Source organism: Brachybacterium tyrofermentans (assembly GCF_039526165.1).
GTDB lineage: Bacteria > Actinomycetota > Actinomycetes > Actinomycetales > Dermabacteraceae > Brachybacterium > Brachybacterium tyrofermentans.
The window spans coordinates 19,617-39,845 of the sequence record NZ_BAAAIR010000043.1 but is presented as its reverse complement, the minus strand read 5'-3'; the positions used below and the strand labels follow the sequence as shown (position 1 = coordinate 39,845).

Here is a 20,229-nt window from a genome sequence, read left to right as displayed (position 1 = left end):
GTTCCGCGGTGCTCTCCCGCGAGGGGTGAGCGGCGAGGGCCGGCGGGTCTGCTCGGGGCGGGATGACCGGCACCGGTCGCTGACGCTCAGCTCTCGGGCTGCATGCCGGTGAGGATCTCGAGCATCTCGTCGGCCACGTCGGAGGCGGAGCGCTTCTGAAACAGCGCCTCTTCGGCGAGCCGGGTGTACTCGTCGCCGAAGCCGACGCCGCTGGCCGGGGTGACCACGGGCGGCTTCACGACCTCCTCCTGCATCATCTGCGCGAAGTCCAGCGAGACCAGCTCGTTCTCGCTGAGCAGAGGACGCACGGCCTCCTGGATCTCGGGGAAGGCGGGGATGCCGCGCTCGATCTTCAGCACCTCGGCCGCGCCCTTGTCCGTGAGCAGGAAGCTCGTGAGATCCGCCGCGGCGGCCGAATCGGCGGCCTTGGCCCCGATCGACCAGTACATCGACGCCTTGTTCACCATGTTCGCCTCGCCGCTGGTGCGTGCGGGCATGCGCAGCAGCTGCAGGGGATCGCCGGAGGAGTCCTGGAAGGTGAGGATCTGCGAGCTCGGGACCTGCTGGAAGGCGCACTTGCCGGTCGCGAACAGGCTCTGCTCGAGGCTGGCCGAGGAGTTCTCGATCTGTGCTCCCGACTCGAGAGCCGCTCCGGAGGTGCTGAGCCCGAGGCTGTACTCCAGCAGCGACACGATCGTGTCCTTGGAGACCAGCTCCTCGTCCTCCCGGGGGAAGAGCTGCTCGTTGTTCGTCTGTCGCGCCCAGGCGGCCAGGTCCCCGGAGCCGAGGCCGAAGCCGCTGGTCCCGAACACGCCCTCCCCGGAGGACTTCCCCCACTCGGAGAGCTCCTGGCACAGGGCCTGGAAGTCCTCCCAGGTCCAGGTGGTGTCGTCGGGCAGCTCGATCCCGGCGGCCTCGAGCACGGTGGGGTTCATGCCGGTGGCGTAGAGGTTGAAGCCGTTCGGAGCGCCCACGAGGGTGCCGTCGGAGAGCCGGCCGGTCTCGAGGATCGCCTCGTCCATCGCCGAGAGGTCCAGGGAGTCCGAGACGGACTCGAGGTCGAGCAGCGAGCCCTTGGAGCCGTACGAGTCGATATAGGCCTCGTCCATCTGGATCACGTCCGGGCTGGCGCCGCCCGCGGTCTGGGTGGCGAGCTTGTCCCAGTAGCCCGACCACTCGCTGTACTCCGGCTTGATCGTGAGGTCCCCATGGTCCGCGGCGTACATGTCCAGGACCTCCTGGGTGATGCCCGCGCGCAGGTCACCGCCCCACCAGTACACGCGCAGCCCGTCGTCGGAGGAGGCCGAGTTGGGGCCGCAGGAGGCGAGCGCGGGGGCCGCACCGGCGGCGGCCAGGAGCGTGAGGGCGTGGCGACGAGAGAGCATGCGAACTCCTGCAGGGAGAGAGATGGTGGCAGGCGGGCCGACGGCGGCGAGCATCGCTGCTCACGTGGGAACTGTAGACGGGAAAATCAGCCTGGAGAACTGCAGCCGGATCGGCGCCGGGGGATCAGTCTCCCCGGCGCCGACCTCGCGCGTCAAGCGCTTACCATCCGGTGGCGGTCCGTCTCAGGCGAGGGTGATCTGCTCCCCGGTGCCGGTGACCTCCTGCTGCGTGCCGTCGGGCAGGACCACCAGGGCGTCGACGCCCGCGGGGATCGTCGCCGCGAGCGTGAAGCCGCCGTCGGCCGGGACGGACCACTCGACCTCGATGCGACCGGCCGCGGAGTCGTACGCGCCCTTCGCCCAGTCGATGCCCGGGCCGGGCGTGGGCTGGATCAGGATCCGACGGTAGCCGGGCTCGGCGGCGCGGATGCCGAGCACGACCTGGTAGATCCAGTCCGCCACCGCGCCGAGGGCATAGTGGTTGAAGCTCGTCATCTCGCCGGGGTTGATGGAGCCGTCCGGCAGCATCGAGTCCCAGCGCTCCCAGATCGTGGTCGCGCCCATCGAGACGGGGTAGAGCCACGAGGGGTTCGAGTCCTCGAGCAGCAGCCTGTAGGCATCCTCGATGTGGCCCGTCTCCGAGAGCGCCCAGGTGATGAACGGGGTGCCGGCGAAGCCGGTGGAGACCTGATAGCCGGCCTCGCGCACGAGCTCGGCCAGGCGCTCGGCAGACTTCGGCCGGGTGGCCTCGTCGAGCAGGTCGAAGGCGATCGCGAGCGCGTAGACGGTGCCGCAGTCCGAGAGGATCCGCCCGTCGGCCTGCACGTAGGCCTCGGTGAAGGCCGCGAGCGTGCGGTCGGCCAGGTCCTGCCAGCGCTGCGCGTCGGCCTCCTCGCCGAGCAGGGCTGCGGTCTCGGCGGCGAAGCGGGCCGAGCGGACCAGGCAGGCGGTCGCGACCACGCCCTTGTCGGCCTTCGCGGCGGCCGCATCCTCCGGCGGGGCGTCGGGATCCAGCCAGTCACCGAACTGGAAGCCGGTGTCCCACAGGCCGCTGGGGGAGAGGGCCCGCTCGACGGATTCGAGGTGGATCACCATCCCCGGGTACTCCGCGCGCAGGCGGTCGAGGTCGCCGTAGGCGGTCCAGAGGGCCTCGGCGACCCACACCGCGGCGTCGCCCCAGATGGCGGTCGGGGTCTCCTCCGGGCGATCGGCGATCGGGTCGCTGCCCTGCGAGCGGAGCTTGAGGCTGTCGGGCACGACGAAGGGGACGAAGCTCAGCGGGGGCAGGCTCGCCTCGGCCCGCACGTCGAGCAGCCAGTTGTGGAGGAAGTCGGAGACGTCGAACTGGTAGGCGGCGGTCGCGGCGAAGGCGGCGATGTCCCCCGTCCAGCCCAGTCGCTCATCACGCTGCGGGCAGTCGGTGGGCACGGCGAGGAAGTTGCCGCGCTGGCTCCAGACCGAGTTGCTGATCAGCTGGTTCACCCCGTCGTGCGAGGACTCGAACCAGCCGGTGCGACGGATGTCGGAGTGGACGACGACCGCCTCGATGTCGTCGGCCGTGAGCTCGCCCGGCCAGCCGACGACCTCCGCATAGCGGAAACCATGGAAGGTGAAGGTGGGCTCGAAGGCGTCGCCCGCGGGATCCCCGGACAGCACCAGATGGTCGGTGGCCTTCGCCGAGCGCAGCGGGCGGGTGCCCAGCTCCTCGTGCTCGAGCACCTCGGCGTGGCGCAGGGTGATCTCGGTGCCCTCGGGACCGGCGACGGTGAACCGCAGCCAGCCCACGAGGTTCTGCCCGAAGTCCAGCAGCGTCTTCCCCGACGGGGAGGTCCAGATCGCCTCCGGCCGGCGGCTCTCGTGGCGGGTGATCAGCGGCGAGGACTGCTCGATGAGGGTTCCGCGGTCGATCTCGGCGGCGCGCACCGGGCGGGGATCGCCGGCGGGCAGCCGACGGTCCTCGTGCTGGCCGTCGTAGATCGTCGCGAAGGTGATCGGGGAGTCGGTTGCGGTCCAGCTCTCATCGGTGAGGACCTGCTGTGTGGAGCCGTCGGCGTAGGTGATGACCAGGGCGGCGAGGAAGGCGTTCTCGTCCCCGTAGTTCGACGCGGCGTCGCCGAAGCCGAAATCGCCGTTCCACCAGCCACGGCCAAGGGGAACGGAGACCTCGAGCGCCCCGTCGCCGGCGCGCACCTGCTCGGTGACATCGAAACGCTGCACCTGGAGGCGGGACTCGTAGACGGTCCACCCCGGGTTGAGCACCGTGTCGGTGGCGGGGGAGCCGTTCAGGGTCGGCTCGTAGATGCCGTGCGCGGTGGCGAGGAGCTCGGCGCTCGTGACCGCCGAGGCGGGCTGCGTGAGCTCCGCCCGGGTGGACAGGATCGGGGCACGGCCGTCGGTCGGGTCGGCGGTGATCGGGAGCGCGTCGGCGAGGAGCGTCAGCGGGGCGCGGGCGGGGGCGGGGCCCGGGGTGGGGGCGTGGGTGCTGGTCATGGGTCACCTCTGGGAAGGGTGCGGATGGTGAGGGAGAAGGGTTCGTCCTTCGAGGGCGGTTCCCGTCGCCGAGTGCGAGGCGTGGGTTCGCCGTCGAACGGTGCGGGGCGCCCGAAGTCGCAGTGCCGGGCGAGTGCTCACCTCTGAACCTCGAGTCGACGTCAGGCGATGGGCACCGGGAAAGCTAACACTTCTTGAAACGACTCACAAGGGTGATCGGCGAATTCGCGACGGGTTGCCGGCATGCGGCGGCGATTCGCCATTCCGGGCGACATCGGATCGACGGAATGTCACGGACATCGCGCTGGAAGGGGACTCCCAGGTCAGGGAATGAAACCTTCCAAAGCCGGAAGCGCACAGAGGTCCGCGGCAAGCGCATTCCTGTTCTGACGTGCAGGTTCTTCTCGTGCTGAGCGGTTGACAGGCTCCTGGGTGACGCCTACTCTCACCACTGGTTGGAGCGTTTCAATATTTGGGGTCGTCGAGGACGTCGGCCCGACTCATCCCATACGACGAAGTAGGTATGACTCCCATGGCTCTTTCACGACGCGACTTTTTGGCGACCTCTGCTGCTGCGGCTTCCGTGCTCGGCATGACCGGCTGCGGCTCGGGCTCGGGCAGCGGCGACGAGGTGAAGTTCCTCGTCGACAACAATCCGCAGGGTGTGGCGAATGCGGAGGCACTGGTGAAGGCCTTCAACGCCTCCCGGTCCGACGGGCCGACCTTCTCGGTGGACTCGCGTCCCGGCGGCACTGAAGGCGACAACCTGGTCAAGACCCGCCTCGGCACCCAGGACATGCCGGACGTCTTCCTCTACAACTCGGGATCCCTGTTCCAGGCCATTCGGCCGGCACAGTTCCTCACGGACCTGTCCGAGGAGCCGTGGGTCGACAGCATCGTCGAGAGCTTCCTGCCCGGCGTCACCGTCGACGGGGCGGTCTACGGTGCTCCGATCGGCGCAGCAGGCGGCGGCGGAATCATGTATCACAAGCCCATCTATGAGCGGCTCGGTCTCGAGGTGCCGCTGACCTGGGACGAATTCATCAAGAACTGCCAGGCGATCAAGACCGAGGGCAAAGCTGCCCCGGTGATCCAGAGCTACGGGGAGACCTCCACCTCCCAGATCATCATGCTCGCGGACTTCCACAACGTCGCAGCGGCGACGCCCGACTTCGCCGACAAGTACACCGCCCACGAGATCGGCTTCGCCGACGATCCGGCGGCGCTTCGAGGTTTCGAGAAGACCGAGCAGATCGTCGTGGACGGCCTCGTCAACGAGGACTACGTCTCGACCACCTACCAGCAGGGCGTGGAATACGTGGCGACCGGAGAGGGAGCGCACTACCCCTGCCTGAGCGGCTCGCTCGCCGAGATCGTCGCGACCTATCCGGATCAGGTCGACGATGTCGGCTACTTCGCCCTCCCCGGCGACGACGCCGCCACGAACGGACTGACCGTCTGGCTGCCGAGCGGTCTGTACATCCCCACCTACGCCGAGAACACGGACGCCGCCAAGGCGTTCCTCGCCTTCGCGGTCTCCGCCGAGGGCCTCGACGCGCTGAACTCGCTCGCCCCGCCCACCGGACCGTCGATGGTCAAGGGCATCCCGCTGCCGGAGGACGTGCCCGCCGCTGTACAGGACCTGCAGATCTACTTCGACGAGGAGGGGCGCACGACGCCTGCTCTGGAGTTCTCCTCACCGATCAAGGGCCCGAACCTCGAGAACATCCTCATCGAGCTGGGCACCGGCGCGATCGATGCGAAGACTGCCGCGGAGCGCTACGACCAGGACGTCGAGAAGCAGGCGCAGCAGCTCGGCCTCGAAGGGTGGTGAGCGGAATGGTCGCCACCACCCTCGAGGCGCCGGCAGGGCGTGCGGGGACCAGGGGCGACCGCACGCCCGGGCCGCGACGCTCGAACTACATGGCCCGCACCTACCCGCTCTGGTACTACATCCCGGCCGCAGTGCTGTTCCTGGTCTTCTTCGTCGTTCCCACCTTCGCGTCGTTCTTCTTCAGCCTCACGCGATGGACCCTGTTCGACTGGGAGTTCATCGGCTTCGCGAACTACCGGCAGTTCTTCGCAGAGCCGCAGTTGATCGGATCGCTCTCCAACACCGTGGTCTATGCCGCGCTGACCAGCGGTGCCAAGGTCGTTCTCGGCATGGGGCTGGGACTGCTCCTTACCTCACAGATCCGCGCGCGCGGCCTGCTGCGCTCGCTGGTGTTCTTCCCCGTGCTCGTCTCCACGATCGGGGTCGGGATCATGTTCACCACGATGATGCATCCGACGGACGGGCTGCTCAACGGTGCGCTGGCGATCGTCGGTATCGAAGGACCCAAATGGCTCGCCAACCCGCACCTCGCCCTCCTCTCCGTCGCACTCGTCGACGTCTGGAAGGGCGTCGGGATCGCGACAGTCATCTACATGGGCGGCATCACCGCGATCCCGGTGGAGTACTACGAAGCGGCGAAGGTCGACGGTTCGAGCTCCTGGAACTCCTTCCGACACATCACCATGCCCCTCGCGCGGCCGGCGACCTTCACCGTGATCACCCTGTCGCTGATCGGCGGGCTGCGGTCCTTCGATCTGATATGGGCGATGACGAAGGGCGGTCCAGGATTCGCCTCCGACGTCATCGCGTCGGTCATCTACAAGCAGTACCAGGCAGGGTTCTACGGACTCTCGACCGCGGGCAACGTCATCCTCTTCCTCGTGGTCATGGTGATCGTGGTCCCGCTGAACTACTTCATGAGCAAGGCGGAGGTGGACCGATGAGCAGTCAGACCGTTCACCATGCTCCGGATGCGGAAGACACAGCACCCGTCGGGAGCACGCGACCTCACCAGCGCACAGTGCCGCTGGCCCGCCGGATCCGCATCAACGTGGTCAGCGCGATCACGCTGGTGCTGTTCCTCGTGGTGTTCGTCGTGCCCTTCGTCCTCGTGGTCCTCAACGCCGTGAAGGACAGGCAGGAGTCCGCGAAGCTCGACCTGGCGCTGCCCACCTCGTTCCACCTGCTGGAGAACCTCCAGGAGGTCTTCGCGGCTCGCGACTACATGCTGGTCACGGCGATGATCAACAGCACGGTGCTCACAGTGGTCTCGGTGACGGTGATGGTCGTCGTCGCCGCCATGGTGGGATTCGTGCTGCAACGGCGGCGCAGCCGGATCAATCCGCTGGTCAACGCCATGGTGCTGATGGGCCTCATCGTGCCGCCGGCCGTGGTCCCCACGATCTGGGTGCTGCAGTCCACGGGCCTCTTCAAGACGCTCCCCGGCCTGATCCTGGTGGAGATCACGTATGGCCTGGCATTCTGCGTGCTGCTGTTCCGAGCCTTCATGGCGACCGTTCCCAAGGAGCTCGACGAAGCCGCGATCATCGATGGCTGCGGACCCCTTCGACTGTTCTTCAGGGTCATCCTGCCGCTGCTCAAACCCACCGTCGTCACCGTGATCGTGGTCCAGTCCGTCGCGGTGTTCAACGACTTCGTCTCCCCGCTCTACTTCCTGCCCGGGGACGAGAACGCGACCGTCCAGCTCACGCTGTACAACTTCATGAGCCAGTACTCCACGCAGTGGAACCTGCTGTTCATGAACATCCTGCTCATCACCATCCCGCCGCTGATCGTGTTCCTGTTCTTCAACCGGCAGATCGTCGCGGGAATGACGTCGGGCGCAGTGAAGGGCTGAGCGACACCGGGTCGTTCCCGCCGCGATACAGTCACGGAATCACGGTCCCGGAGCCCTCGGCTCCGGGACCGGCAAGTTCGATCTGAGGAGCGTGGGGGAGTGGCGGGAGCCCATCTGGTGAGCATGAAGGACGTCGCGCGGCACGCGGCCGTCTCGGTGGGCACCGTCTCCAACGTCCTGAACCGTCCGGACATCGTCTCCACGGATCGTCGGGAGCGGGTCGAGGCGGCCATCGCCGAGCTCGGGTACGTGCGCAACGACGCCGCGCGGCAGCTCAAGCTCGGCCAGTCCCGCACCGTCGGCGCCATCGTGCTGGACTCCGGGAACCCCTTCTACGGCCAGCTCGTCGGCGGCATCGAGGCGGCCGCCGAGGACTCGTCCCTCGCGGTCATCGCCGGCAGCACGGGCAACCGGGAGCAGCGCGAGCGGCTGTACCTCTCGCTGTTCGAGGAGCAGCGGGTGCGCGGCATCCTGCTCGCCTCGACCGGCGGCGCCCAGGAGCTGGTCGACGGGATCCGGCGTCGGGGAACCCCCGTCGTGCTCGTGGAGAGCGGCCGCGAGAACGTCGGCGGATCCTCCGTGGGGGTCGACGACATCGCCGGCGGGGAGATCGCCGTGCGTCATCTCGCCGAGCTGGGCCGACGCCGCATCGGCGTGGTCGCGGCCCGGCAGGACCTCCGGCAGGTCGCGGATCGGTTGACGGGCGCCCGTCGCGCTGCGCAGGCCGCCGGCATCGAGCTCGAGGTGCTCGAGGCGGAGGACCTCACCGTGCTCGCCGGTCGCGCCGCCGGGATGCGGATCGTGGAGCGGACGGCGACGGAGCGGCCGGATGCCGTGTTCTGCGTCAACGACCTGCTCGCCGTCGGCGTCCTGCAGGCCTTCGCGTTCCGCCACCAGATCGCCGTGCCCGAGGAGATCGCCCTGGTCGGCTACGACGACATCGCGTTCGCGAGCTCCACCGTGGTGCCGCTGACCTCTGTGGCCCAGCCGGCGGACCTCATGGGCCGCACCGCCCTCGCCCTGCTCGAGGAGGAGATCGCCACCCCGGACGCCGCGCCCCGGCACGTGAGCTTCACGCCGACGCTGGTGGAGCGGGAGTCGACGACGGGCTGAACGTCTCGAGCTGCACGCTCGTGCGCACGAGGTCGCGCAGGGACCCCTCCTGCGGCGGGGCGGCGCCCAGCGACCGCGCCTGCAGCGCCACGTTCCCCAGTGCGGTCGCCTCCACCGGCCCGGCCACGACCTCGAGGCCGAGCGCGTCCGCGGTGAGCTGGTTGAGCAGGGCGTTCTGGCTGCCGCCGCCCACCACGTGCAGGCGCTCGGGCAGGGGGAGCCGGGCGAGACGGCAGGCGGTGTGGAGCTCGTCGCGGTAGGTCTCGGCGAGGGACTCCAGGATGCACCGCACGAGCTGGGCCGGGGTGCGGGGGCGTTCGTCCTCTCCTTCCAGCGGACGGGCCGCGAGCGTCACCCGGTCCGCCATCCGGCCGGGGGCGAGGAAGGCCGGATCGGTCGGGTCGATCCGGAAGCGGTTCGCGGGCATGAGCGCCGCGGCGGCCAGCAGATCACCGAGGTCGACGCGCGCGCCGCCCTCCTCCCACTGCCGGATCGACTCGCTGACCAGCCACATCCCGGCCACGTTCTTGAGGAACCGGAACGTTCCGTCGATGCCCCCCTCACTGGTGAAGCCCGCCTCGAGGGCGGCCGACGAGGGGACCGCCGACGGCAGCTCGAGGCCGATGAGGGACCAGGTCCCCGAGGAGATGTAGGCGATCGGGAAGGCATCCTGCGGGGCCGGCACCGCGAGCACCGCCGACGCCGTGTCATGGGAGCCGACGGCCACCACCGGGACCTCGCCGATCCCGAGCTCACGGGCCAGCTGCGGACGCACCGTCCCCAGGCGCTCGCCGGGCTCGATCAGCGGTGCCAGGAGGTTCCGGTCCACCCCGGCGGCGGTCAGGATCTCCTCGGACCAGTCATGCTCGGCCACCGAGAGCATCCCGGTGCTGGAGGCGTTGGTGACCTCGGTGCGACGCTGCCCCGTGAGCAGGTACCCGAGCAGGTCAGGGACCATCAGCAGGGTCGAACCGACGGGGAGGCTGGGCGTGCGGTCGTCGGCCAGCAGCTGGTAGAGCGTGTTGAAGGGCTGCTGGGCGATGCCGGTGAGCTCGTACTGCCGCTCCCGGGAGAGCTGCTCGGCGAAGGAGTCGGCGACCCCGTCGGTGCGGTGGTCGCGGTAGGCGATCACCTCGCCCAGGATCTCGCCGCTGCCGGGTTCGGGGGAGTCGCTCTCCCCGGGAGCATCGGGCCCCACGACGCCGTAGTCCACGGCCCAGGAGTCGATGCCGATCGAGGACAGGCCGGCGAGGCCACGTTCCACCGCGCCCGCATGCGCGGCCCGCAGCCCTTGCTGCACCTCGGCCCAGAGGGCATCGATGTCCCAGCTCAGGTGGCCATCCACGTCGCGGAGGTGGTTCTCGAAGCGGTGCGCCGGGACCAGCTCGATCCGGCCCCCCTCGATCACTCCGAGCATCACGCGGCCCGACGTGGCGCCCAGGTCGACCGCCGCCACCGCGAGCGCGGCTGGGGCGGTTGCGGGGCCGGGGTGGCGCGCGCTCATCGCAGGAAGGCGGCCGCGACGCCGGCGTCGACCGGGACGTGCAGCCCGGTGGTGTGCGAGAGGTCCCCGGCGGTCAGCGCGAACACGGCATTGGCCACGTTCTCCGGCAGCACCTCGCGCTTGAGCAGGGTGCGCTGGGCGTAGAACTCCCCGAGATCCTCCTCCTGCACGCCGTACACCTTGGCACGCGAGGCACCCCAGCCGCCGGCGAAGATGCCCGAGCCGCGCACCACCCCGTCAGGATTGATCCCGTTGACGCGGATCTGGTGCCCGCCGAGCTCCGCCGCGAGCAGCCGCACCTGATGCGCCTGATCCGCCTTGGTGGCGGAATAGGCGATGTTGTTGGGGCCGGCGAAGACGGAGTTCTTCGAGGAGATGTAGATGATGTCCCCGCCCATGGCCTGGGCGATCATCACCCGCGCCGTCTCCCGGGAGACCAGGAAGCTGCCGCGCGCCATGACGTCGTGCTGCAGGTCCCAGTCCTTCGCGGTGGTCTCCAGCAGCGGCTTGGACAGCGAGAGCCCGGCGTTGTTGACGATGAGGTCGAGCCCGCCGAAGGCGAGGACGGCGTCCGCCACGGCCTGCACCACGGCCTGCTCGTCGGAGACGTCGGCCCTCAGCGCCACGGCCTTGTCCGGCCCGCCGAGGTCCTCGGCGACAGCCTGAGCATTCTCGAGATTCAGATCGGCGATGACCACACAGGCACCCTCGGCGACCAGGCGGGTCGCGGTGGCCTTGCCGATGCCGGAGCCGCCACCGGTCACGAGCGCCACCCGGGTCGCGAGCGGCTTGGGTGCCGGCTTGCGCTGCAGCTTCGCCTCCTCCAGGGCCCAGTACTCGATGCGGAACTTCTCGGACTCCTCGATGGGGGCATAGGTCGAGACCGATTCGGCGCCACGCATCACGGCGATCGCGTTGACGTAGAACTCGCCGGCCACGCGCGCAGTCTGCGCGTCGGCCCCGAAGCTGAACATGCCCACGCCCGGGACCAGCACGATCGCCGGATCCGCGCCACGCATCGCGGGGGAGTCCGCGTCGGCGTGGCGCTCGTAGTAGGCGGAGTAGTCCGCCCGGTAGGCCTCGTGCAGCTCTGTGAGCCGCGCGATCGACTCCTCGACGGAAGCGCCCGACGGAAGATCCAGCACCAGGGGCTTCACCTTGGTGCGCAGGAAGTGGTCCGGGCACGACGTGCCGAGCTCGGCGAGCGGTGCGAGCTTCTCGGAGGCGAGGAACTCGTGGACCGCTTCGGTGTCCGTCCAGTGCCCGATCATCGGGGCATCGGTCGAGGCGAGTCCGCGGATCACCGGGAACAGGGCCGATGCCTTCGCCCGACGCTCGGCCTCGGGCAGGGCCTCGCGGTTCGCCTTGTGCGCCCCGAAGGGCTCGGCCGCTCCGGTGCGCTCGAGGAACGCGGTCGCCTCGGCGATGATCCGCAGGGAGTTCCCCTGCGCCTCGTCGGAGGTCTCTCCCCAGGCGGTGATGCCGTGCCCGCCGAGGATGCAGCCGATCGCGTCAGGGTTCTCCTCCTTGATCGCGGCGATGTCCAGGCCCAGCTGGAAGCCGGGCCGGCGCCACGGCACCCACACCACGGCGTCGCCGAAACACTCACGGGTCAGGCGCTCCCCGTCGGCCGCGGTCGCGAGCGCGATCCCGGCGTCGGGGTGCAGGTGGTCCACATGCGGGGCGTCCACCAGGGCGTGCATGGCGGTGTCGATGCTCGGTGCCGCGCCGCCCGTGCCGTGCAGGCAGTGGTCGAAGGCGGCGACCATCTCGTCCTCGCGCTCCACGCCCGGGTACACCTCGCGCAGCGCGCGCACTCGGTCCAGCCGCAGCACGGCGAGGCCCTTCTCCGTGAGCGTGCCCAGGTCGCCGCCGGAACCCTTGACCCACAGCAGCTCCGTCTCCTCGCCGGTGACGGGGTCGGTGGCGGTGCCCTTGGCGGAGGTGTTGCCGCCGGCGTAGTTGGTGTTGTGCGGGTCGGCGCCGAGCGCGTTCGAGCGCGCCAGGAGCGCGGCGACGGTGGGATCGGTCGCTGCGGTGTCGGTGTTCGTGCTGGTCATGCTCAGGCTCCCCATCCCATCTGGTTCCCGCCCACGCGCTTCGCGGCGACCTTCTCCTCGTAGCCGCTCGCGCGGAACGCCTCGAAGGGATTCGCGGGCAGCCCGCGCTCCTCGCGGAAGGCGGCCAGCGCCGGGCGCACGTCGGTCCAGAAGGCATCCATGAGGATGTCGTTCGCGAGCAGCACGTCGTTGCTGGTCTGCGCAGCGGCCAGGGCCTCGCGGTCCACGAGCAGAGCCTTGGCGAGGGTCTCCTGGACGTTGAGCACGGAGCGGATCTGACCCTGGATCTTCGACTCCAGGTTGTGGCACTGATCGAGCATGAAGTTCACACCCGAGGCCGGGCGGTGCGCATCCTGCTGCACGATCTCGAAGAGAATCCGGAACAGCTGGAACGGGTCCGCGGCGCCCACGATGAGGTCGTCGTCCGCGTAGTTGCGGGAGTTGAAGTCGAAGGCGCCCAGCCGGTTCTGGCGCAGCAGCTGGGCGACGATGAACTCGATGTTGGTGCCGGGGGCGTGATGGCCGGTGTCGAGCACCACCTGGGCCTTCTCGCCGAGGGCCAGGCAGTGCAGCAGGCTCGTGCCCCAGTCCGGAACATCGGTGTGATAGAACGCCGGCTCGAAGAACTTGTACTCCAGCACCAGGCGCTCGTCGTCCCCGAGGCCCAGGTAGATCTCCTGGAGGGACTCCGCCAGGCGGTCCTGACGGGCCCGGATCGAGTCCTGACCGGCGTAGTTCGTGCCGTCGGCCAGCCAGATCTTCATCTCCTTCGAGCCGGTGGCGCGCATGACGTCGATGCACTCGAGATGGTGGTCGATCGCCCGACGCCGCACGGACTTGTCGCCGTGGGTGAGGGAGCCGAACTTGTACTCGTCGTCCTGGAAGGTGTTGGAGTTGATCATGCCCAGCGTCATGCCCTGTTCGGCGGCGTACTCCCGCAGCGCGCCGAAGTCCTCGACCTTGTCCCAGGGGTAGTGCAGCGAGACGCGCGGCGCGGACCCGGTGAAGGCATGGGTCTGCGCGGCGTCGGCGATCTTCTCGAAGGGGTCGCGCGGGGTGCCGGGCGTGCCGAACACCTTGAAGCGGGTGCCGGAGTTGCCGTAGCCCCAGCTGGGGACCTCGATGGAGAACTCGGCGAGGTCGCGGGCGACGTCGGCGGGGAGTGTGGTGGGGGTGGTCATGAGGGGTGCTCCTTCGGCGGCGGTGCCTGGTGGTTGGCGGTGCCCGGCGGACGGACATCGGTCGCGGGCCGCGCTGCGAACGCAGTGTTGAAACGACTCAATAGAAGCGTAGCATGCGCCGCGGAGGAGGAGCTGGTGCGGCCCGAGAAGCTGGTCGACGATGTCGCGGCGCACCAGCACGTCTGGGGAGAGATGTGGGAAGCGCTTGCCGCCGCAGGGTGGAGGAACTACTCTTTGTTCCTGCAGGCTGAGGACGGCATGGTCGTCGGCTATTTCGAGGCCGACGACGTCGACGCCGCGCAGGACGCGATGTCGCATGCTGCGGTGAGCCCGCGCTGGGAGGCGGCGATGGCGGAGTACTTCGCCCCCGGCGGCGGCGACAAGCAGGTGTTGCCGCAGTACTTCCATCTCCCCTGAACGTGCCCACTCCCGAGGCGACCCCCACCCCGAGCGGAAGAACCCGATGAGCGCGACGACACCACAGGTCATCAACGTCAACGGTGCCTGGTGCTGGTTCCAGGACGAGCGCGCCCTCGTCGATCCCGAGGCCGGGGTGCTCGTCGTCGGTTCGATCGCCTCCGGCGGCGGGACCGACGGTGCGCAGCGCACGGGCGATCTCGACCTCACTGTCGTCGATCTCGCCAGCGGCACCGCGAAGGTCCTGACCCTCCATCCCGGGTTCGAGGCCGACGATCATGACGTCCCCGCGCTGTGGCGTCGGCCGGACGGGCGCTGGCTCGCGGTCTACGCCCGACACAAGACCGACGACCTCACCCACTGGCGGATCAGCGAGCCCGGCGACCCGACCCGCTGGGGCGAGGAGCACAGCTACGACTGGTCCGAGCACACGGGCGGCCGCGGCGTCACCTACTCCAACCTCCACGAGATCGGCGGGCGGCTGTACTGCTTCGCCCGCGCCGTGAACGACGATCCCTGCGCGCTGGTCTCGGACGACCACGGCGACACCTGGACCTACGCGGGCCGGCTGTTCGGCCGCCCCAAGATCGGGTACGTCAACGGCTACTCCCGCTACGCCGACGGGGCCGACGGACTGCACGTGCTGGTCACCGACCACCACCCGCGCGACTACGACAACTCGATCTATCACGGCAGGATCTCCGCCGGTCGCCTGCACGACAGCGCCGGCCGGGCCCTGGCGTCCGAGCTGTTCTCCGAACCCGCCCCGGACCAGGCCGAGCTGACCACGGTCCTCGCTGCGGGCACCGTGCTCGACAGCGGGGTGGGGCTCGACGGCGGGTCGGGGCTCGGCGGTGGGGCGGGGGTCGACGGCGTGCAGCTCAGCCACGCCTGGACCACAGACATCCGCGAGGCCGGCGGTCGGCTCGCCGCGGTGATGACGGCCCGCGCCGACCACGCCGCAGAGCCCGACGGCTCCGACCTCGGGACGAACGTGCCCGTCCCCGACCTGCGCCTGGTCTACGGGCGGCTCGGGGCCGACGGGCAGTGGACGCTCACGCAGCTCGCGCAGGCCGGGCCCGGCCTGCTACCCCATGAGCAGGACTACTCGGGCCTCGCCGCGATCGACCCGTACGACATCGACACGGTGTACGTCTCCTCGCCGATCGACCCGCGCGACGGCACCCGGCATGCTCACCATGAGATCTACCGTGGACACACCGTCGACGAGGGGCGAGGCTGGGACTGGACCGCGATCACCGAGGATTCTGCGGTCGACAACCTCCGCCCGATCGTCGCCCCGGGCGACCCGGCCACCACCCACCTGCTCTGGTTCCGCGGCGAGATGCGCTCTTCGCAGGACTACGACTGCGAGATCGTGCTGCTCAGCAGCCCTCGCTGACCCGCTCCTCCCCACCTCCAGACAGGACCGCCCGATGACCGAGCAGACCGCCCCGGACCTCACCCCCGCCCCGCGCGACCCCGCGGCCGAGGCGAGCGCCGAGCCCACCGCCCCGCTCGAGATGGAACGCCGGCTGAGCCTCCTCGCCGGTGCCGGCACCTGGGAAGATGTCGCCCCCGAGGCTCATCGCGCCTGGGATGCGCTCTATGGTCCGCCCGAGGAATGGGAGCTGGTGATCGAGGACCGCGAGATCCCCGGCCCCCACGGCCCCGTCCCCGTGCGGATCTACACCCCGCAGACAGCGCCCGACGGGCCCCGCCCCTGCCTGGTGTGGCTGCACGGCGGCGGCTTCATGCACGGCGACCTCGACATGCCCGAGGGCGACCACGTGGCCCGGGGTGTCGCCGGCCGCGCCGACGCCGTCGTGGTCTCCGTCGACTACCGGCTGTGCGACGAGATCGACGGCTCCCCGGGCCGCACGTTCCCGGGCGGGCCCGAGCACGTCACGGCCCCGATCCCGTTGGACGATGTGTGCGCCGCCGTGGCCTGGACCCGGGACAGCGCGCAGGCCCTCGGCATCGACCCCGCACGGGTCGCGATCGGTGGGGCGAGCGCCGGCGGCAACCTCGCCGCGGCCGCCTCCCTGCGCCTGGCCGATGAGGGGACGCCGCTCGCCGCCTCGCTGCTGATGTACCTCGTCGCGCACCCGCTGCGCCGCGAGCCCGACGCCGAGGAGGCGGAGGCGCTCGCCGGGACCCCGCCGATGCTGCGCTTCTCCCTCGAGACGATGCGCGCCATGTCGGGCAACTACATCGGCCGCCCGCTCGAGGAGGCGACGCCCTACGACTTCCCGGGGCTGGCCGCGCCGGAGCAGCTGGCAGGGCTGCCGCGCACCTATATCGAGACCGACGAGTACGACGACCTGCGGGTCAGCGGCCGCCGCTATGCGGAGCAGCTGCGGGAGGCCGGGGTCGACGTGGACTACACGGTTCGCCGCGGCGTGTGCCACGGCCACCTCAACCGCGTGGGTCTGGCCGAGGCGCAGCAGTCGATGGACCGGATGGGGCAGCTCGTCCGCGATCTGTGAGCAGCCCCGGCTGGGTATGACCAGCATTGTCGCCGGCGCAGCGTGCACCGGCCCGGATCGAGGAGGATCCATGCAGCACGGAATCATCACCCCTGATCGGGACGCGGAGGCCGCGCTCGCCGCCGGGGCCGACTATCTCGAGCCGACCGTCGTCGGGAACCTTCTGGTGCAGCGTGAGGACGGCACCTGGCATGCGGATCCGGCGCTGCGGCGGCGCGAGCCCGCGCCCTCGTTCGCGGTGCTCTGCCCGGCCGACCACCGACTGTCCGACCCGGCGTTCCCGCTCGAGCAGACCCACGCCTACCTGCGGGTCGCCTTCGCGGCGATCGCGGAGGTCGCGGCACCCGGCGCCTTCGTGGTGCTCGGCAGCGGCGCCGCCCGACGGATCCCGGAGGGTGTGTCCCGCGACGACGCGCGCCGTCAGTTCGCGCGATCGGTGGCGATCGCCCGGGAGATCGCCGCGGTCCACGACCTCGAGGTGATCCTCGAGCCACTGCATCGCGGCGAGACCGACCAGATCAACTCCCTGGTCGAGGCGGTCGAGTTCCTCGACGAGTTCGGGATGGGGGAGGTCCGCGTCGTGGCGGACCTGTTCCACATCATGCTCGAGCACGAGTCCTTCGACGTGGTCCGCGAGCTGGCCGGGCGGGTGGCCCATGCCCACATCGCCGATTCCGGCCGCATCCCGCCCGGCCAGGGCGACTGGCCCCTCGCGGAGTTCCTGCGGGCGCTGCGCGACGGCGGCTACCGAGGCCGCGTCTCGATCGAGTGCACCTGGGCCGACCTCGCCGCCGAGGCCGGCCCGGCGCTCGCGGCCCTCCGTGCTGCAGACCCCGCCACGGTGGCCGCGACCGCCTGACCCGGGCTGGGCACGGCTGACCCGGGCTGCGACCGCCTGCCCCGTTCTGCGACCGCCTGACCCGGGCTGCGACAGCCTGACCCGAGCTACGACCGCCTGACCCGGGCTGGGCTCCTCCGACCTGGGCTGGGCATGGCTGGCCCGGGCTGCGACCGACTGCCCCGGGGCGGAGCATCCACTGGCGCGTGGTGAGCAGGCTGCGCGTATAGGGCGCAACCTGCACGTGAGGCGCCAGTGGATGCTGCGCAACCCGCTCTGCGCAAGTCCGCTGTGCACCACTGCGCAAGTCCGCTGTGCATCACTGCGCAACCCGCTGCGCAAGTTCGCTGTGCACCACTGCGCAACCCGCTGCACAGCCCGCCGCGCTGGGCGGGGGAGGTCAGCGCACGGGGCCGGGAGGCGCGCAGTCGGATGGAGTCAGACCGAGCTGCCCGCTGACGAGTCTCCCCACACTCGGCCCACCACCCACGGCGGCACGCTGAACCCGCAGGCGATCGTGAGGGGCGCGAGCAGCCACACGGGCGAGAGCACCACGACGAGCGCGGGGGTTAGCAGCGCGGACAGCGGCCGACGTGCCACCAGTGCGAGCGCCCGCAGCACGACCGTCGGACGGTCCGCGAGCTGGTCCCGCGCCGCGGCGACCACATAGGCGCTCAACAGCGCGACCATCACCCAGACCACGGGCAGCATCAGCCCGACCGCGAAGACGCGGGTCGACGGGGCCATGCTGGGCAGCACCAGGGCGTTCGCCCCGATCCCGCCGAGCACGAGCAGCAGCAGGATCGACATCGGAGCGTCCCTGCGCAGCGTGCGGCGCACGTGGCCGAGCGTGGTCGTGAAGGCCGCGTCCTCGTACTGCTCGAGGTCGGAGGTGGTGCGGGTGGCCCCGGCCAGCGCCGGGACGATGCCGATCACCGTGAGGATCCCCAGCAGCGCCGCCCAGTTCGCCCCGAGGAACGCGGCCGGCTTGGTGAGGAAGCGGACCAGCCCGCGTGCCTCCAGCGGATCGCGTCGGCCGATGCCGCGCTCGAAACGGGAGAGGTCGTCGACGTCCTGCGGCGCCGTGAGCTCGAGGACGCCAGGGCCCCGCGGGTCCGTCGGCAGCACCGACGGACCCGCGGGGGCGGCAGGAGCGCGCGGGGTCACTTGATCCCCGAGGCCGCGAAGCCCTGCACGAAGTAGCGCTGGAAGATCAGGAACAGGACGATCATCGGGACCGCGGCCATCGTGGTGCCTGCCATGAGCAGGTGCCAATCCGTGGTCGCCTCCTGACGGAACGACGAGATCCCGACCTGGATCACCCGGAGGTTCTCCGAGGTCGTCACCAGCAGCGGCCACAGGAAGTTGTTCCAGCCCGCCTCGAAGCTGAGCAGTGCCACGGTCAGCAGCCCGGGCTTCACCAGCGGGGTGATGATCCGCGAGTAGATCCCGAACTCGCTCACCCCGTCCAGCCGCGCCGCCTCGATCAGCTCGGTGGGCGTGCCCACGTAGAACTGCCGGAACAGGAACACCATGAACGGGGAGACCGCCCCGGGCACGATCAGCGCCCACCAGGAGTCGATCCAGCCGATGCCGCCCTGGCCGAGGATCGAGTTCCCGCCGAACAGCGGCATGTGCCGCACCATGAGGAACACCGGGATCACGGTCGCGTAGAACGGGATCATGATGCAGGCGACGATCCAGCCGAACACGACCTTGGATCCCCGGAAGCGCAGCTTCGCGAGCGAATACCCGCACGCCGACGCGAACACGACGTTGAGGATCGCAGAGGCGCTGGCCAGGATCAGGCTGTTGCGCGCGTAGATGCCGAAGGGCGCCCGCTCGAGGGTCTCGGAGAAGTTCTCCAGCCGCCAGTTCTGGGGGATCAGCGGCATCGGCACCTCGGCCATCTCGGTGGGATCGCGCATCGCCGACAGTGCCATCCACAGGAACGGGGCGGCCATGATCAGCGAGGCGACCACGAGGAACACCATCATCGCGGTGTTGCCGACCAGCTTCTGCCGCTTCAGGCTGTGCTGACGCGTCCGACGGGGTGATCCGGCGTCCTTCCCGGTCCGGTCCGTGGGGGCTCCCGGGGCGTCGGGGGCGAGGGTCGAGGATTCAGTCACCATCAGTGCCTCCGACGATGCGACGGGAGAAGAAGGTCAGCACGATCAGCATCAGCAGCAGGATCACCGATTGGGCGCTGGCCAGGCCGAACCGGAACTCCTGGAACGCGGTCTGGTAGATCCGGTAGGTGACCACGTTGGTGGCGTTCGCGGGCCCGCCTTCGGTGAGGATGTAGATCAGGTCGAAGGTCTGGAAGTTGGCGATGAGCGACGTGACAAGGATGAAGAAGGTCGCCGGCCGGAGCATCGGGATGGTGATGTGGCGGAACTTCTGGATGAAATTCGCCCCGTCGATCGACGAGGCCTCGTACAGCTGCTCATCGACTCCCTGGAGGGCGGCCAGGTAGATGAGCATCTTCAGGCCGATGCCCTGCCAGATCGTCACCAGGATGACGGAGGCCAGCGCGAGCTTCGGGCTGGTCAGGTAGGGGAGCGGCCCGATACCGACCACGCCGAGGGCGGTGTTCATCAGGCCGCTCGTGGACGGCGAGTAGATCCACAGCCAGATCATCGCCACGGCGACGGTCGCGGTGATGTGCGGCAGGAACACCATGACGCGGAAGATGCCACGGCCGGGGATCGCCCGGTTCAGCATCGTCGCGAACACGAGCGCCAGGAACATCGAGATCGGGATCCCGACGCCGGCGATGATGACGTTGTTGAGGACGGCCTTCCAGAAGATCACGTCCTGGAAGATGGTCGCGTAGTTCGCGAATCCGTTGAACTCGGGTCGGGTGACCACGTCGTACGCCGTCATGCTGAGGATGAACGCGACGATGATCGGGATACCGATCCAGATCAGGGTGTGCAGTGCGGCGGGCGCGGCGAGGATCAGTCCCCAGCGCGATTCTGCGGCGCGCGGGCCACCGCGTCGGCGGCGAGGAGCCGACGCTGCTCGTGGGGTGGCCCGGGTGGCGGTCGCTGTCATCGG

Annotated in this window: 16 protein-coding genes; 8 read left to right on the top strand and 8 right to left on the bottom strand. The window is 69.8% G+C overall.

All coding sequences use genetic code 11. The features are described 5' to 3' along the window. Positions 1-86: 86 nt before the first annotated feature. Positions 87-1,385 carry an ABC transporter substrate-binding protein gene (locus ABD093_RS12235; RefSeq protein ID WP_343924776.1) on the bottom strand — a complete coding sequence of 433 codons (1,299 nt, stop codon included), beginning with the start codon at positions 1,383-1,385 and terminating at the stop codon, positions 87-89. 183 nt (positions 1,386-1,568) lie between these two features. After that, positions 1,569-3,875 carry a family 78 glycoside hydrolase catalytic domain gene (locus tag ABD093_RS12230; RefSeq protein WP_343924774.1) on the bottom strand — a complete coding sequence of 769 codons (2,307 nt, stop codon included), beginning with the start codon at positions 3,873-3,875 and terminating at the stop codon, positions 1,569-1,571. Positions 3,876-4,407: 532 nt separating this feature from the next. Between ABD093_RS12230 and ABD093_RS12225 the strand changes: the two genes are divergently transcribed. From ABD093_RS12225 to ABD093_RS12210, 4 genes are all read left to right on the top strand, one after another. Continuing rightward, entirely contained in the window at positions 4,408-5,709 is a 1,302-nt protein-coding gene (locus tag ABD093_RS12225; protein WP_343924772.1) for an ABC transporter substrate-binding protein, read from the top strand. 5 nt (positions 5,710-5,714) lie between these two features. Continuing rightward, positions 5,715-6,653, top strand: coding sequence for a carbohydrate ABC transporter permease (locus ABD093_RS12220; protein WP_377802411.1), 939 nt, complete (start codon positions 5,715-5,717; stop codon positions 6,651-6,653). An 83-nt stretch (positions 6,654-6,736) separates the two neighbouring features. Further along, positions 6,737-7,567, top strand: a complete 831-nt coding sequence (locus ABD093_RS12215; protein ID WP_343924998.1) for a carbohydrate ABC transporter permease — start codon at positions 6,737-6,739, stop codon at positions 7,565-7,567. A 123-nt stretch (positions 7,568-7,690) separates the two neighbouring features. Beyond that, positions 7,691-8,680, top strand: coding sequence for a LacI family DNA-binding transcriptional regulator (locus ABD093_RS12210; RefSeq protein ID WP_343924996.1), 990 nt, complete (start codon positions 7,691-7,693; stop codon positions 8,678-8,680). Here the strand turns inward: ABD093_RS12210 and ABD093_RS12205 are convergent. Genes ABD093_RS12205 through rhaI form a run of 3 tightly spaced genes read right to left on the bottom strand, consistent with a single transcriptional unit; the run spans position 8,640 to position 13,425 of the window. Beyond that, positions 8,640-10,184, bottom strand: a complete 1,545-nt coding sequence (locus tag ABD093_RS12205; protein ID WP_343924768.1) for a rhamnulokinase — start codon at positions 10,182-10,184, stop codon at positions 8,640-8,642. The two genes, ABD093_RS12210 and ABD093_RS12205, sit on opposite strands and share 41 nt — an antisense overlap. After that, positions 10,181-12,244, bottom strand: a complete 2,064-nt coding sequence (locus ABD093_RS12200; protein ID WP_343924766.1) for a bifunctional aldolase/short-chain dehydrogenase — start codon at positions 12,242-12,244, stop codon at positions 10,181-10,183. Before ABD093_RS12200 ends, ABD093_RS12205 begins: the two co-directional genes overlap by 4 nt. Positions 12,245-12,246: 2 nt before the next feature. After that, complete coding sequence (gene rhaI, locus ABD093_RS12195; RefSeq protein ID WP_343924764.1) at positions 12,247-13,425, bottom strand: L-rhamnose isomerase; 1,179 nt, start codon at positions 13,423-13,425, stop codon at positions 12,247-12,249. Positions 13,426-13,560: 135 nt separating this feature from the next. Between rhaI and ABD093_RS12190 the strand changes: the two genes are divergently transcribed. From ABD093_RS12190 to ABD093_RS12175, 4 genes are all read left to right on the top strand, one after another. Continuing rightward, a complete protein-coding gene (locus ABD093_RS12190) occupies positions 13,561-13,842 on the top strand; it encodes an L-rhamnose mutarotase (RefSeq protein WP_343924762.1) in 282 nt (93 codons plus the stop codon). A 46-nt stretch (positions 13,843-13,888) separates the two neighbouring features. Beyond that, positions 13,889-15,244, top strand: a complete 1,356-nt coding sequence (locus ABD093_RS12185) for a BNR-4 repeat-containing protein (protein WP_343924760.1) — start codon at positions 13,889-13,891, stop codon at positions 15,242-15,244. Between the two features lie 34 nt (positions 15,245-15,278). Further along, positions 15,279-16,331, top strand: a complete 1,053-nt coding sequence (locus ABD093_RS12180) for an alpha/beta hydrolase (protein ID WP_343924758.1) — start codon at positions 15,279-15,281, stop codon at positions 16,329-16,331. Between the two features lie 70 nt (positions 16,332-16,401). Beyond that, positions 16,402-17,190: a sugar phosphate isomerase/epimerase family protein gene (locus ABD093_RS12175; RefSeq protein ID WP_343924756.1), complete on the top strand. Its 789-nt coding sequence runs from the start codon at positions 16,402-16,404 to the stop codon at positions 17,188-17,190. Positions 17,191-17,607: 417 nt separating this feature from the next. On the opposite strand, the gene ABD093_RS12170 is transcribed toward ABD093_RS12175, so the two are convergent. The 3 genes from ABD093_RS12170 to ABD093_RS12160 are packed head-to-tail and all read right to left on the bottom strand — an operon-like array spanning position 17,608 to position 20,226. Then, positions 17,608-18,336, bottom strand: coding sequence for a hypothetical protein (locus ABD093_RS12170; protein WP_343924754.1), 729 nt, complete (start codon positions 18,334-18,336; stop codon positions 17,608-17,610). Continuing rightward, positions 18,333-19,301 carry a carbohydrate ABC transporter permease gene (locus ABD093_RS12165; protein WP_343924752.1) on the bottom strand — a complete coding sequence of 323 codons (969 nt, stop codon included), beginning with the start codon at positions 19,299-19,301 and terminating at the stop codon, positions 18,333-18,335. Before ABD093_RS12165 ends, ABD093_RS12170 begins: the two co-directional genes overlap by 4 nt. Further along, a complete protein-coding gene (locus ABD093_RS12160) occupies positions 19,291-20,226 on the bottom strand; it encodes a carbohydrate ABC transporter permease (protein ID WP_343924750.1) in 936 nt (311 codons plus the stop codon). The genes ABD093_RS12165 and ABD093_RS12160 overlap by 11 nt, the downstream gene beginning before the upstream one ends. Between the last annotated feature and the right edge of the window lie 3 nt (positions 20,227-20,229).

Excerpts from the sequence above, each read along its gene's own strand:
- ABD093_RS12235 (WP_343924776.1), bottom strand. The coding sequence starts at position 1,385 with ATGCTCTCTCGTCGCCACGCCCTCACGCTCCTGGCCGCCGCCGGTGCG.
- ABD093_RS12230 (WP_343924774.1), bottom strand. The coding sequence starts at position 3,875 with ATGACCAGCACCCACGCCCCCACCCCGGGCCCCGCCCCCGCCCGCGCC.
- ABD093_RS12225 (WP_343924772.1), top strand. The coding sequence starts at position 4,408 with ATGGCTCTTTCACGACGCGACTTTTTGGCGACCTCTGCTGCTGCGGCT.
- ABD093_RS12220 (WP_377802411.1), top strand. The coding sequence starts at position 5,715 with ATGGTCGCCACCACCCTCGAGGCGCCGGCAGGGCGTGCGGGGACCAGG.
- ABD093_RS12210 (WP_343924996.1), top strand. The coding sequence starts at position 7,691 with ATGAAGGACGTCGCGCGGCACGCGGCCGTCTCGGTGGGCACCGTCTCC.
- ABD093_RS12205 (WP_343924768.1), bottom strand. The coding sequence starts at position 10,184 with ATGAGCGCGCGCCACCCCGGCCCCGCAACCGCCCCAGCCGCGCTCGCG.
- ABD093_RS12200 (WP_343924766.1), bottom strand. The coding sequence starts at position 12,244 with ATGACCAGCACGAACACCGACACCGCAGCGACCGATCCCACCGTCGCC.
- rhaI (WP_343924764.1), bottom strand. The coding sequence starts at position 13,425 with ATGACCACCCCCACCACACTCCCCGCCGACGTCGCCCGCGACCTCGCC.
- ABD093_RS12185 (WP_343924760.1), top strand. The coding sequence starts at position 13,889 with ATGAGCGCGACGACACCACAGGTCATCAACGTCAACGGTGCCTGGTGC.
- ABD093_RS12180 (WP_343924758.1), top strand. The coding sequence starts at position 15,279 with ATGACCGAGCAGACCGCCCCGGACCTCACCCCCGCCCCGCGCGACCCC.
- ABD093_RS12175 (WP_343924756.1), top strand. The coding sequence starts at position 16,402 with ATGCAGCACGGAATCATCACCCCTGATCGGGACGCGGAGGCCGCGCTC.
- ABD093_RS12165 (WP_343924752.1), bottom strand. The coding sequence starts at position 19,301 with ATGGTGACTGAATCCTCGACCCTCGCCCCCGACGCCCCGGGAGCCCCC.
- ABD093_RS12160 (WP_343924750.1), bottom strand. The coding sequence starts at position 20,226 with ATGACAGCGACCGCCACCCGGGCCACCCCACGAGCAGCGTCGGCTCCT.